Origin of the sequence: Streptosporangium sp. G11 (assembly GCF_051192615.1) — a bacterium.
Taxonomy (GTDB): Bacteria; Actinomycetota; Actinomycetes; order Streptosporangiales; family Streptosporangiaceae; genus Streptosporangium.
This window is the reverse complement of the sequence record NZ_JBPJUQ010000014.1, coordinates 119,629-132,574: the sequence shown is the minus strand read 5'-3', so window position 1 is coordinate 132,574 and position 12,946 is coordinate 119,629. Positions and strand designations below refer to the sequence as shown.

Annotated in this window: 10 protein-coding genes; 3 read left to right on the top strand and 7 right to left on the bottom strand. The window is 70.0% G+C overall.

From position 1 onward, the window contains the following. The first annotated feature begins 168 nt into the window (after positions 1-168). The gene (locus tag ACSDR0_RS16720; protein ID WP_435289724.1) at positions 169-984 is read left to right on the top strand and encodes a DUF3027 domain-containing protein; all 816 of its coding nucleotides are present in this window, start codon (positions 169-171) and stop codon (positions 982-984) included. A gap of 168 nt (positions 985-1,152) precedes the next feature. Then, on the top strand, positions 1,153-4,404 hold the full coding sequence (locus ACSDR0_RS16715; protein ID WP_435289723.1) for a sacsin N-terminal ATP-binding-like domain-containing protein: 3,252 nt from the start codon (positions 1,153-1,155) through the stop codon (positions 4,402-4,404). A 20-nt stretch (positions 4,405-4,424) separates the two neighbouring features. Here ACSDR0_RS16715 and ACSDR0_RS16710 read toward each other — a convergent pair whose 3' ends face one another. After that, a complete protein-coding gene (locus ACSDR0_RS16710) occupies positions 4,425-4,685 on the bottom strand; it encodes a DUF2530 domain-containing protein (RefSeq protein ID WP_435289722.1) in 261 nt (86 codons plus the stop codon). Between the two features lie 131 nt (positions 4,686-4,816). On the opposite strand from ACSDR0_RS16710, the gene ACSDR0_RS16705 reads away from it, so the two are divergent. Further along, on the top strand, positions 4,817-6,286 hold the full coding sequence (locus tag ACSDR0_RS16705) for an NCS2 family permease (RefSeq protein ID WP_435289721.1): 1,470 nt from the start codon (positions 4,817-4,819) through the stop codon (positions 6,284-6,286). Positions 6,287-6,581: 295 nt separating this feature from the next. Here the strand turns inward: ACSDR0_RS16705 and ACSDR0_RS16700 are convergent, their stop codons facing one another. The 6 genes from ACSDR0_RS16700 to ACSDR0_RS16675 all read right to left on the bottom strand — a co-directional run bounded on the left by ACSDR0_RS16700 (position 6,582) and on the right by ACSDR0_RS16675 (position 12,639). Beyond that, positions 6,582-7,166 (bottom strand): hypothetical protein, encoded by a 585-nt coding sequence (locus ACSDR0_RS16700; RefSeq protein ID WP_435289720.1) that lies wholly within the window; start codon positions 7,164-7,166, stop codon positions 6,582-6,584. A gap of 475 nt (positions 7,167-7,641) precedes the next feature. Continuing rightward, entirely contained in the window at positions 7,642-7,776 is a 135-nt protein-coding gene (locus tag ACSDR0_RS16695; protein ID WP_435289719.1) for a hypothetical protein, read from the bottom strand. 120 nt (positions 7,777-7,896) lie between these two features. After that, positions 7,897-9,402, bottom strand: coding sequence for an ATP-binding protein (locus tag ACSDR0_RS16690; RefSeq protein ID WP_435289718.1), 1,506 nt, complete (start codon positions 9,400-9,402; stop codon positions 7,897-7,899). 250 nt (positions 9,403-9,652) lie between these two features. Continuing rightward, positions 9,653-10,441, bottom strand: a complete 789-nt coding sequence (locus ACSDR0_RS16685; protein ID WP_435289717.1) for a hypothetical protein — start codon at positions 10,439-10,441, stop codon at positions 9,653-9,655. A gap of 408 nt (positions 10,442-10,849) precedes the next feature. Beyond that, entirely contained in the window at positions 10,850-12,058 is a 1,209-nt protein-coding gene (locus tag ACSDR0_RS16680; protein ID WP_435289716.1) for an aspartyl protease family protein, read from the bottom strand. Further along, positions 12,055-12,639, bottom strand: a complete 585-nt coding sequence (locus ACSDR0_RS16675) for an ArsR/SmtB family transcription factor (protein ID WP_435289715.1) — start codon at positions 12,637-12,639, stop codon at positions 12,055-12,057. Before ACSDR0_RS16675 ends, ACSDR0_RS16680 begins: the two co-directional genes overlap by 4 nt. Positions 12,640-12,946: the final 307 nt, after the last annotated feature.

The window sequence follows — 12,946 nt, the reverse complement described above, 5'->3', positions numbered from 1 at the left end:
GGTGAGTTGTCCGGTGCGCCAGGTCACTCCCTGGGCGATTGGATGTCCACCGGATGTCCGCGGTGCCGTTCGCTCCGCTCATGGGCGAGAATGAACTGTGAGCGCAGTGAGCGAGCGAGCCAGTAAGGACAGCAGCCGTCGTGCTGCGAGGCTGACGGGAGACGACTCGTGAGCCGGACTCGATCCCGTGCCGTGGTCCTTGACCAGGCATGCGTCGCGGCCGTCGACCTGGCGAGAGCCGCGGTCGAGGAGAACGTCAGGCCGGGAGAGGTGGGCGACCACCTCGGGGTCGAGGGCGAGGGCGACCGCGTCGTCACCCATTACTTCGCCTGTCTCGACCGCGCCTACCGGGGCTGGCGCTGGGCCGTGACGGTCGCCCGGGCCTCGCGGGCACGCAACGTGACGGTCAGCGAGGTCGTGCTCCTGCCCGGCGCGGGGGCCCTGATGCCGCCGCAGTGGGTGCCGTGGAGCGAGCGGCTCCTGCCCGGCGACCTCGGCGTGGGCGATCTGCTGCCCACCTCCGACGACGACGACAGGCTCGCGCCCGGTTTCACCGAGACCGACGACGACTCCGACCATCAGATGATCTTCGAGTACGGCCTCGGCCGGGCCCGGGTGCTCTCCCCGATCGGCCGCGACCGCGCCGTGCGGCGCTGGCACTCCGGTGAGTCGGGGCCGCACACCCCGCTCGCGCACGCCGCGCCCGCCCAGTGCTCCACCTGCGGCTTCTACTGGCCGCTCGCGGGCGCGCTGCGCACCGGCTTCGGGGTCTGCGCGAACGAGTACGCCCCCGACGACGGGCGGGTCGTCGCCGCCGACCACGGCTGCGGTGCGCACTCCGAGGCCGCCGTGCTGCCGCACCAGGTCGAGCCGACCTCGCCGATCCTCGACGATCTCTCCTACGACACCGCCGAGAACGCCTCGGAACCGGACCTGGCCGGATCGGTGGACGACACCGCCTCCGAGCCGCTCGGTCACTCCTGACCCGGCGCCGCCGGGCCGCTCCCAACCCGGGGCACCGGGTCCATCCCGCCCCGCCGCCGTCCCAGCGGCACGCCCGGCCGTCGAGGCCGGGCGCCGCTCCCGTGGTGTCCCTGCCGTCCCGGCCAGGACGCCTGGCCGTGCGGGGCATCGACCTTTGGAAGCATCGCCTTGACTGACATCTTCGGCACCGAACGACTGCGCTCCGCCGTCCTGGCGGCCTGGACGGCCTCGCCCGCCCGTTTCCGCGAGGACTCCAACGCGGAGGAGGACTTCGCGCTCGGCGGCTACCGCGACCGGCTGATCGTCGAGCTCGCCCAGAACGCCGCCGACGCCGCGCTCCGCGCCGGGGTACCCGGGCGGCTCCGCCTCTCGCTGCGCGAGGGCGTGCTGTCGGCCGCCAACACCGGTGCCCCCGTCGACAGGGCCGGGATCGAGGGCCTGTCCACGCTGCGCGTCTCCGCCAAGCGCGACGACGCCCACGCGGCCGGCCGGTTCGGTGTCGGGTTCGCGGCCGTGGTGTCGGTCTGCGACGAGCCGGTGATCGGCTCGCTCGGCTCCGGGGTCGTCCGCTGGTCCCGTGACCAGACCGCCGCCCTGGTGGCGGCCGAACCCGAGCTGGCCAAGGAGCTCGCCGAGCGCGGCGGGCACGTCCCGCTGCTGCGCCTGCCCTTCCCCGCGGGTCCGGTCGAGATCCCCGCCGGGTTCGACACGCTCGTGCGGCTGCCGCTCCGCGACGACGCGGCCGAGGAGGCCGTACGGGCGATGCTCAGGGAGACCAGCCCCGCCCTGCTGCTCGGCCTGCCCGCCCTGGAGTCGATCGAGGTCGACGTGGACGGCGAGACGCGGACCGTCACCTCCGAGGGCTGGAAGGTCGTCTCGGCCTCCGGGCGGTTCACCCCCGAGCAGGTGGCCGCGCTCTTCGCCGACCGCCCGACCGAGGAGCGCTCCCGGCCGCACTGGCTGGTCCGCTGGGCCGTGCCCGTCACTGGTCCCGGGTCCGTCACTGGTCCCGGGTCCGTCACCGGTCCCGCGTCTGCTTCCGCGTCCGGTTCCGGTTTCGCGTCCGGTGCCCCGGGCGGGGCTCCGGACTCGCGGGAGACGGCGCCGGTCGGGGAGCCCCGGCCGCTGCCCGCGCTGGTACCGCCCGTGGTGCACGCGCCCACGCCGAGCGACGAGCCGCTGGACCTGCCCGCGCTGCTGATCGCCTCGTTCCCGATGGCCACCGACCGGCGGCACGTCGCCCCGGGCCCGCTGGCCGACTTCCTGGTCGAGCGCGCCGCCGACACCTATCTGGAACTACTCGCCGGGCTGCCCCGCACTCCCCGGCTCCTCGACCTCGTCCCCGGCATGATGGGCAAGGGCGAGCTGGACGCCCGCATCCGCCGGGCGATCCTGCGCAGGCTCCCCGACGTCCCGCTGCTCCCCGCGCTCTCCCCGCCCGCCGACCCGGCCTCGTCGGGCAGGGGCGGTTCCGGCACCTCGCTCCTGCTTCCCGACCCCTCCGACGGCTTCGCCGCGGGCGGAGGCGCCCCCCCGGCCCCGCTTCCCGACGGTGAGGAGCTGGTCGTCTCCGGGCGGCAGGCCTCCGTGGTCGCGGCCCCGGCCGAGCTGCTGGAGAGGGTCGCCCCCATGATCCCCGGGCTGCTGCCCGCGGGGTGGCCGTCCAGGCATCCGGCGATCAACGCGCTCGGTGTCAGCCGGGTGCAGCTCTCCGACATCGTGGACATGCTCTCCGGCGACGCCGTCAAGGACAGGGACCCGGCCTGGTGGCGGTCGCTGTACGAGGTGCTGCCCGCCGACGACCCCGAGGCCCTCGGCGCGCTGCCGGTGCCGCTGGCCGACGGCCGCCTGGTCAGGGGGCCGCGCGGCACGCTGTTGCTGACCAACGGCTCCGCGCTGGACCCGGCCGTCCTCGCCCCGCTCGGGCTGCGCGTGGTGCACCCGGACGCGGCCCATCCCCTCCTGCTCAGGCTCGGCGCGGGCGAGGCCACGCCGCGCACCGTCCTGGAGGACCCGCTGACCCGCTCCGCCGTCTCGGAGTCGCTGGACAGCCCCGACTCGGAACCGGTGGCCCAGGCGGTGCTCGCGCTGGTCGACGCCGCGGGGCTGACCGCGGGCGACGCCCCGTGGCTGTCCGAGCTGGCGCTGCGCGGCGCCGACGGCGAGCTGTACCCGGCGGGCGAGCTGCTCCTCGCCGACGGGGCGCTGGCCGGGCTGCTCGACAGGGAGACGCACTTCGGCACGGCCGCGCCCGAGCTGGTGGAGCGGTACGGCCCCCGGGTCCTCGCCGCGGTGGGGGTGCTCGACGGCTTCGCCGTGGTCAACGACTCCGACGTCATGATCGATCCGGACGAGTGCGACCATGACCTGGATCGCGAGGACGAGTGGCTGGAGATCGTTCTCGACCTGCTGCCCGAGATGGACGTGCCGCCGGTCGCCCGGGAGTTCTCCGCTGTACGCGACCTGGAGTACGTCGCCGACTGGCCCGCCGCCCTCGCCCTGCTGTCGCGCCCGCCGCTCCGCTCGGTCCTGCACCCGCTGCGGATCCTGGTGGCCGGGGAGGTCGTGGAGGTGCCGTCCTACACCGCCTGGTGGCTCTCCACGCACCCGGTGCTCGCCGGCAGGCGTCCCACGGAGCTGAGGCTCCCGGCCGGCGATCCGCTGCTGTTCGGCCTGTACGGCGACGCCCCGGCCGTCGTCGACGAGGCCGCGCTGGCGATGATCGGCGTCCGGAGCACGCTGGTCGACCTGCTCGCCTCTCATGGCGGCCCCGACGAGCTGCTCGACCTGCTGGGCGACCCCTCCACGGAGGTCGACCGCGCCCAGCTCCGCTCCCTGTGGGTGGCCCTCGCCGGTGTCGATCCCGCCCGCGTCGGGCCCCCGCGCGCCGTACGAGCCGTCCTCGGTGACGCGATCGTCGCCGTCGACGCCGAGGACGGCCGCACGCTGTCCACCGGCGCCGGTTTCGAGGGTGAGGCCGCGGGCGAGCCGGTCGTGGTCGAGGCGCCGGACCTGCTGCCGCTCGTCGCGGGCCGGCCGCTGGTCCTGGCCCCGTTCGACCTGGCCGAGGCGCTGTCGGAGCTGCTCGACCTGCCGCTGGCCGGTGAGGAGGCCGCGGGTGAGGTGACGTCCTCGGGCCGGACGCGCGACGTCCCGCCCGCCGTACGGTCGCTGCTGCCGACCGCGCCCTTGACCTACGTGGAGCACGAGAGGCTGCTGGTGGACGGCGTCCCCGCCGCCTGGCGGTTCTTCGAGGGCACGGTGCACGCCTCGGGCGTGGAGGGGCTGGCGCGCGGGCTCGCCTGGGCGTCCGGCCAGTGGGGCGACCGGCTCGCGGTGGCGGCGCTGCTGCGCGATCCGGCGGCGGTGCCGCTGCTGCTCGCCGAGGCCGACCTGGACAGCTGGACCGCCTCGACCTGAGGGATCACCCGCGCGGGGGGCTACAGGATCGCCGTGGTCGGCTCGATCGGCCCCTCGGACGGGGGCGGTGGGCGGCGGTTGCGGCGGCGTACGTACCAGAGGCCGAAAAGGCCGCCGCAGATGCCCGACACGCAGGTCCAGATCCACCAGCGGTACTCGGGATCCGGCTGTGCGACCAGGAGGACGACCAGGGCGATGGCCCACAGACCCGTACCCGTGAGGATCGTGAGCGTGTCGTTGGTCTTCAACGGTTGCAGATCCGGACGTCGTGGCTGGTTCACGCGCTCCAGACTAGGTGACGGCGTCTCACTGTTCGCAAAACGGATTACGTCAAGGCGCGAATCCGTCTCGAAAGCATCACCATCGGCAGCCGGGTCTTCCGGGGAGGGAAACTCGCTGTCACTCTGCGTCAGTGAATGATGTTAAAACTCCCAAAATAAGTAGAATTGACCGTTTCTTCGTCATCTCTGACCGCGGCTCGTCCGTGGGCCGGGAGGTGCGCGGCGGGTTCGCCACCTTCTTCACGATGGCCTACATCGTCGTGCTCAACCCCTTGATCATCGCCACCGTCAAGGACGCCGAGGGTCAGTTCATCGGCGACGGGAGCACGCCCAACATCCCGCTCGTCGCGGCCGGCACCGCCTTCGTGGCCGGACTGCTCAGCATCCTGATGGGTGTCATCGGCAAGGTTCCCTTCGCGATGGCGGCGGGCCTCGGCCTGAACGCCTTCGTCACCTACGGCATCGCCTCGCAGATGTCCTGGGAGTCGGCGATGGGCCTGGTGTTCCTGGAGGGCGTGATCATCGCGCTCCTGGTGCTGACCGGGTTCCGCACCGCCGTGTTCAACGCCATCCCACCCCAGCTCAAGACGGCGATCAGCGTCGGCATCGGCCTGTTCATCGCCCTGATCGGTTTCGTGGACGCGGGCTTCGTCCGCCGGGTGGCGGCCGGGCCGCCGCTGGAACTCGGCATCGCGGGCTCGCTGACCAGCTGGCCGATCCTCGTCTTCGTGGTCGGCCTGCTGCTGATGGTGCTGCTGGTGGCGCGCCGGACCAAGGGTGCCATCCTGATCGGCATCGTCGCCACCACCGTCCTCGCGGTCATCGTCGAGGCAGTCGCAAAGGTGGGCGCCTCGGTGACGCCGGGCCAGCCGCCGAACCCCGCGGCCTGGCAGCTCGTCGTTCCCCGGTTGCCCGAGCAGATCTTCGGCTTCAACAACCCGCTGGTGCTGTTCAGGGAGTTCGACCCGTTCGGCGCCTTCGGCTCCGTCTCGGTCATCCTGGCCCTGCTGCTCATCTTCACCCTGCTGATCACCGACTTCTTCGACACCATGGGCACGATCGTGGGCGTCGGTGGCCAGGCCGGGCTGATCAAGGAGGACGGCACCCTGCCCAGGACCCGCGAGATCCTCCTCGTCGACTCGATCGGCGCGGCGGCCGGAGGCGCGGGTTCCGTCTCCTCCAACACGACCTACATCGAGTCGGCCGCGGGTGTCGGCGAGGGCGCCCGCACCGGCCTCGCCAGCGTCGTCACCGGCGTGCTGTTCCTGCTGGCCATCTTCGTCTCGCCGCTCGTCGCCGTCGTCCCCTACGAGGCCGCCGCTCCCGCCCTGGTCGTGGTCGGCTTCCTGATGATGACCGCCATCCGCGAGATCGACTTCACCGACTACGAGATCTCCATCCCGGCGTTCCTCACGATCGTCCTGATGCCGTTCACGTACTCGATCGCCACCGGTATCGGTGCGGGCTTCGTCACCTTCGTACTGATCAAGGCCGTCAAGGGGAAGGCCGGGGAGGTCCACCCGCTGATGTGGACCGTTGCCGGTCTGTTCGTGATCTACTTCGCGCTCGGCCCGATCAAGGCTCTGCTGGGCCTCGGCTGAGCACCGGAAGCCGTCGTGGTGGCCGCCGGGAGATCGATCACCACGACGGCCTTCGATCGGTGGATTCGTGCCGATCGGCCGCACGAAGTGAATGACCTGTGTCCTCGTGGTTCCTCAGCCCGCGCACGGCGCATCGGAGATACGGGAGAAGTCCAGGATCGTGTAATGCGTGGTGGAGTCCTCCCAGATCAGCATTGATGTGTCGGGCGTGGCCGCGCCGTACTTGATCGTGCCTGAGGTAACTTCGGCTCCAGCACGGCCGGGTCCGAGCAACGCGATCCGCCCGGCGCAGCGGTCATACAGCTGGAAAAGCCTGCTTTTTTACGACAGGGGTCCCGGAACCGTCACGGGAGACGGCGAGAGGGTGCAGGAGTGCGAATCGGTCCCGGATCGGCGGCATCAGCGCCAGAGGAAATCCAGGGACGGTCGTGCGCCCGGAGCCGTCCACGTGTTGCATGACGACCTGCACAGCCTCATGGGGCCGACCGGTCACCCGTCCGACACACCACGCGGGTCCGCAGTACAGACCCTCGGTGTCGTCCAGGTGCCGAGCCTTGTTCTCCTGACGCGTGAGCAGATTGACGACACTCCGCCGCGACCTGTCGTAGCCCCAGGGCCAAGAGGTCACGCGGAGGGCGCCTTCGGGGAGGATCCGCCTGGGTTCACCGCCGGCGAGGGGGACGGACCAGGCGCCGTTGAATCCCCACCAGACGGCGAGGTCGCCGGTGACCTGGAAGCCCTTGGTGTAGTCGCCGGCACCGGCCGGCAGGCGGGTCACCATCCTCAAGGAACCGCCTGTCCGGGGCATGGTCCACAGTTCCAGGTGGCGCTCGTCATGTCGCGCATCGGGTCTTTCGCCGCGCTGGATCAGCCAGGCCACCTGCTTGGAGTTGAGAGCCGCACGCTTGACCTCGAAACACTTCTCGCATGACGTCCGCCTCGGTGCGGTGGCCAGGACCCGTGAATGCCCTGTCTTGGCATCGAAGCTCAGGAACGCCGGACGGCGTTCAAGGGTCGTCAGAAGGACCGCGTCCTTTCCCAGCATCGCGATGGGCATCACGGGGCGGCCGTCCTTGAGTCTGCGGGGTACGACGAGGAGAGCCCCAGGCCACACGTCACGGACTGGCGTGAGCGCTGGTATCTCGGAAAGCGGGGCGGCCCGGTCAGGCGGTTGGTGTGATGTGCAGGCGGTTCCCGCACCGGCGAGCAGTGTCAGAGCCAGGAGGAACCGTCCCGCACCACGCCAAGTCTTCACCTGGTGTCAGACGGGTCAAGGTCGATGATGGTTCCGAACTTGCCGCCGGACACGTCGATCGCCAGCGGTATCGGTGCGGGTTTCGTCACCTTCGCGCTGATCAGGCCGTCAAGGGAAAGGCCGGGGAGGTCCGGTCGCGGGGCTGTTCGTGATCTACTTCGCGCTCGGCCCGATCAAGGCTCTGCTCAACCTTTGAGTACGAGGCCGTCATGGTGATGGTGGAACCGATCGCCATGACGGCCCTCCCTCGTTCTCGTCCGGCGTGCCGGAGGGCGGACTTGACGGGCGGATCGCGGTCGCCGGCGGGCCGGGAATTCCGTCTGCTACCCGAGGTCCGTGATTTCCCGGTTCCAGATCATGTCGGCAGGACGGTCGGTTCCGTTTTTCCGAAGAGGGATGGCAGGTCCACGAGGAGGACGTCGCCACGGCGGCGTGCGATCGTCACGAGGTCGGGGTGGAAGCCTTCCAGGGAGAAGACCGCCAGCCGGGTGGAGGTGACGTCGTGTCCCTGGTCTCGGAGGATCTCCTTCAGCCGGTCGAGCCGTTCCAGGTCCGCGGGGCCTCGCCCTACGAGGGTGGCCTTCGCCTCCCCGATGAGCCCCACCGTGGCGCGGCCGGACCTGCGGTCCAGGGCGATGACGTCGATCTCGTGTTTGGCCCGTCCGCCCTGATCGTTGATCACTGTCGAGGCGATCGTGCTCGTTCCCGCGCGGAGGGAGGGGTCGGTGTGGCGGCGGAGCCACTCACGTGAGCACTCCTCGAAATGAGGGCCCAGGATGCGAGAGATGAAGGTGGGCCGAGAATCGCGCCATGCCTGGGCGGAGGCGCCCGTCTCGATCAGGTCCCGTTTCGGAATGGTGATCAGGTTGTGGAAGCGGATGATGGGATCCGCGACGGTGACCACCGGGCGGCGCTCCCAGAGCGGGTCGGTCGAGTAGTCGAGGTATCCCGAACTCGTCAGCATCTCAAGCGGGCGGGTCAGGGATGTGCGATCGCGTTCGACCAGTCCGCCGATCTTCGTCGGGCTGGTGGCGCCGGTGGCGACCGCGTTGATGATCGCGTAATGGAGTGAGCTCCCGGTGAACCGAGGGTCCTCCCGCAGCAGATACTCCGCCTCGCTACGGGAGAAGAGCGCCTGACCGGGATTGAGAACCGTCGCCGGGATCCAGGTGTCGAACTCCTGTGGGGTCTGAGGCGAAGGTGACGAGGTCAGGCTGCGGTATCCGGGAGATCCGCCGAGCGTGGCGTGCAGTCGCAGGGCGGTGGCCGGATCGTCGACGCCCCAGTGCCGCGCGGTGGTGCTCAGATCGAACGGCTGGAGACGCATGTCGACGGCCGCCCGCCCGCGCAGTGCCTTCGTACCGGACAGGAGATCGTTCATCACGGACATGGCCGATCCGCAGACGATCACTCGTCCACCCTCGTGGCCGTGACCGGTCTGTGAACGGTCGTAGAGCAGCTGGAGCAGGCCGGGCATTTCCGGAGAGTGCGTCATCCAGTAGGGCAACTCGTCGATGACCAGCAGTCCGGAGGCGCCGCGTCGTCGCACGGTCAGGCTGATCGCCGAATCGAGAAGAGACTCCCAGCCGGCGTCGTCGCGGAAGAGGCCGGAGCTCACCCCCGCGTATCGCGCGAGGTCGTCGGCGAATCGACGCCGCGCGGTCACCGTGCCCTCTTCGGCGACTGCGGAGACATAAAGGCCGTCCATCGCGTCGGCCAGCGCGCGGAGGAGATAGCTCTTGCCGACACGCCGCCGTCCGGACAGGACCCCCAGCCGTAGATGGGGGTCGGGATGCGTGACGAACTCGGTGAGCATGGACCACTCCGAGTCGCGGGCAAGCAAACGAGATGGTTTGGACACCGGCGTCTCCTGAATTGTAGGTTCTCAAGCATACAGTTCAGGTAGTGATCGCATATGGATTCGCTGGACCGGCCTTGCCGGTGAGCGTCTTCACGTATTCGATGGCCAGTGGTATCGGTGCGGGTCTCGTCACCTTCGCGCTGATCAGGGTCCTGCTCAACCTCTGGGTACGTGATGGTGGAACCGACCATGACGGGTGGGTTCGCATCAGGTTCGTGAGGTCACGCGCGGGCCGTTCTCGCGGGTGATCTCAGTCCGTGCAGGGGGGATCGGTGATGCGGGAGAGATCCACGACCGTGTAGCGTCCGCCGCCGCTCTTCCAGAACACGATCGGCCCGTCCGTTGCCATCGCGCCGAAACGGATCTCGTTCCAGTCCTCCGGAGCCTTGGTCCGGTCGGGGAACCCGAGCAGCGCGGCCCGCCGACTGCACCGGTCGTACAGTTGGGCCGAGGTCCCGAGGTGACCGCCTTCCCACCTGCCGTCGCTGGGGAGGGCGGGAGGCCGAAGGAGGACGAGCCTGTCTCGGATCGGGGGCACGAGGGACAGAGGATGCCCGAAGACGGTCGTACGTCCGGAGCCGTCCACTCGCTGTATGGCGGCCTTCCTCGGCTCGTTGGGCCAAAAAGTGACCTGCCCCACGCACCACACGGGCCCGCAGGCCAGAAACTCGACGTCGTCCGCATGCCGCGCCCTCCTCTCCTGGCGAGTGACCAGATTGACGACGGTCTGCCGCCGCCCGCCGTAGGCCCAGGGCCAGGAAGTGATGTCGAGATCCCGGTCGGGAAGGATCTGCCCGCGTTCGTCTCCGGTGAGCGGAGCACTCCAGATGCCGTCAGAGTCCTGCCAGACCACGAGATCGTCGGTGATCTCGAAGTTGCGGACATGGCCCTGCCCGGTGGTCGCCAGCCGGGTCGTCATCTTCATCGGACCGCCTGACCGGGGGATGGTCCAAAGTTCCGTGCGAGGTTTTTCCGCGTATCGCGAGCCTGGTTCGTAGCGATTGATCAGCAAGATCACGTGCGTGGAGTTGATGGTCATGGGCGAGAGGTGGACATCGAAACACCCGTCGCAGGATGCCCACTTCGGTGTCGTGGCCAGGACGCGCTGGCGTCCCGTGCGGACGTCGAGGCTCAGGAACGCCGTACGTGACCCCCGGCCATCACGAGAAGCTCATCGGCGCTCAACATCGCGACAGGCCATACGGTACGGCCGTCCTTGAGCTTGGAGGGCACCGTGAGGAGCGCTTCCGGCCACACATCGCTGATGGGGGCGAGCGCCGACACTGTGGGAAGCGGTTCGGGGGGTTGGTGTGACGTGCAGGCGGTTCCCGCCCCGGCAAGCAGTGCCGCCGCCAGTATGAACCGTCTCATGCCACGCTGAGGTTTCACCTGGTGTCAGACGGATCAAGGTCGATGATGGTTCCGAACCTGCCGCCGGTCACGCGGGTCATCGGAATGTGTACTCATGCCGGTCGAAGTCGAGGGTCCAGGCGTACTTGTCGAGGAAGGAGTGGGACAGCAGGCCGTCGATGCGCACGCCGCCGAACGACGCCCAGGGCGCGCGCCGGGTCGGGGTCGTGGCCACGAACTGGTCGTCCTGACGAAGCGGCCCGAGATGGATCGGCTCGTCGACGCCGAAGTGCGGGCGGGCCGCGCGAGCCCGTTGCACCCCCCAGGAGCGGTATCGCCGCGTGGTCGTGTAGAGGCAGGCCTGGCGGGGTGGCGAGCCGTCCTCCTGGCCGACGTAGACGAGTCCGGAGTCGACGAAGAAGTTGAGGTCCTGCCGGGTGCCGAAGCCGCCGCGGGCGAACATGTAGTGGTCCGCCCACAGGTAGAAGGGGATCCGGGCGAGCTCCGGCCGGCCGTCGAGAAGCGCGAGATGGTCGGCCGCCTGCCGTGGGTCGCGGCGTCGTGACAGGAGCAGGCGCCCGCGGGGATAGTCGATGGTGGCGAGGAATCGCTGCAGCACATTGGTGCCGATGATGACGAGGTCCTGGTCGTCGCGCAGCGTCGGCATGGCCTTCACCGGCACATTGGTCAGGACGACGTCGCCGAGCGTCAGCTCCCTGGCCATCCCGGTGTGGAGGTCGGTGCGGGTCGTACCGTGATGATTCTTTCCGCCGGGGACCAACTGGATGCCCAGCGCGTCGGCGCGCCTGGTTCCCATGACGAGGAACGTGCCGCCGGTGTCGATGTGGGCGCGTACGGGGTGGCCGTCGAGCGTGGCGTCCACCGCGGGCAGGTAGGGCGCCAGCGCGTGATCGGCGAAGGGAAGGACGGCCGCGTGGTCGAGCTCGACTCCCAGCGGGTGATCCATCCGCGACACGAGGTCGGGAGGCACCGGCCGTTTCCCCCGGCGCCGCTGTACGTGCGCGTAGGCCTCGGCCGGCCTGTCCAGGTGCAGCAGGGCGTGCGCGGCGGGTTCGTCCAGCTCCGTGCAGGCCGGATACAGGTGGCGAACGGCCTCGTAGTGGGTCAGCGCCCGCTCGTAGTTTCCGCGCACGTAGCCGGTCAGGAACAGGAGGTACGCCTGTCGCCGCCGATCGGCATGCGCGGCCAGACGTTCGGCTTCGTCGATGTCCCCGCGCGTCCAGGCCCGCCACGCGGCGCGGGCGGGCGTTCCTCGGGTGTGCCACCGGCGGGAGACCCAGCTCATTCCCCGGCCTCCCCTGCCGCCTGACCGTCTCCGGCGCTCAGATCCAGGGCGGCCGCGATGATGGTGAGCAGCGGGACCAGCGCGTGGGCGGCGAGTTCGTACTCGCCTCGCCGAGGCTGGATGAGCAGGCCCGCCGCCTGCAGCCCGCGCAGGTGGTGGTAGAGGTGTCCGGTGGAGGTCGTCTCGCCGAGGGCCTCCTGAAGCTGTGCTCGGGTGCGTGACGTTCCGATCAGCGCGGTGAGCAACGCCAGGCGTGCCGGACTTCCGAGGCACTCCAGCATGGTGGCGGTACCCGATCGCTCCGCGCCGGTGAGATCGCGGACGGGTCGCTGTTTGGCCCACAGGTACTCGCGGCCATCGCGGCCGACGGCTCCCGCGTACGCGATCGCGCCGGTCGCCTCCGGCGGCCCGGGGACCTGTTCGTCGTCGTCGGCACTGCCGATGTGCTCGCGTAGCCGGTCGAGCAACCGCAGGGGCACGCTGCCGGTCGATCCTTCGGCCGCCCGCTCTTTCTGCGGGGTGGCCGGCGCCGTCTCCAGCCGTTCCACCCGCTCCTCCAGCGCGGCGAGCCGCTGCTCCATCGTGTCCATTCTCGCCCTCAGATCGCCATCGAGAGGTAATTCCGAAATTCCGGACTAGCGTACATTTGCCCTCTGGAAGGGTCAATGGCTCGTACGTGCCCGGTCGGCCATCCGATCTGGCGGCGACATCGATCGCCACCGGTACGGGTCCGGTCACCTTCATGCTGATCAAGGTCATCGAGGGCGGGGCGCGTGAGGCATACCCGCTGAGGTGGCTGTTCGTCGTCTCCTTCACCCTGGGGCGTTGCTCGGCCTCTGCGTGCGGGACACGGCCGTCACGGGGGTCCTGGGAAACGACCCCCGTGAC